The following is a 210-nucleotide window of genomic DNA, read 5'->3' as shown; positions in this document are numbered from 1 at the left end:
GGGGATTTGGTGCGGTGGGGCCGTGATGGGCAGTTGGAGTATCTGGGACGGGCCGATGAGCAGGTCAAGATCCGCGGGTATCGCATCGAACTCGGCGAGATCCAGGCGGCCGTAGCCGGTTTGGCTGGGGTGGAGCAGGCGGTGGTGATCGTCCGCGAGGACCGCCCCGGTGACAAGCGCTTGGTCGCCTACATCACCGGGACAGCCGAC

The 210-nt window shown here is 66.7% G+C and carries 1 protein-coding gene; it reads left to right on the top strand.

The genetic code is table 11. The annotated features are described in order from the left end of the window. Nucleotides 1-210 (top strand): hypothetical protein (locus AC5Y30_RS25610; protein WP_499922132.1); only part of this gene is annotated, 210 nt, incomplete at both ends.

The organism is Mycobacterium sp. NGS27, from assembly GCF_059813005.1.
This window is presented reverse-complemented; position numbering and strand designations above follow the sequence as displayed.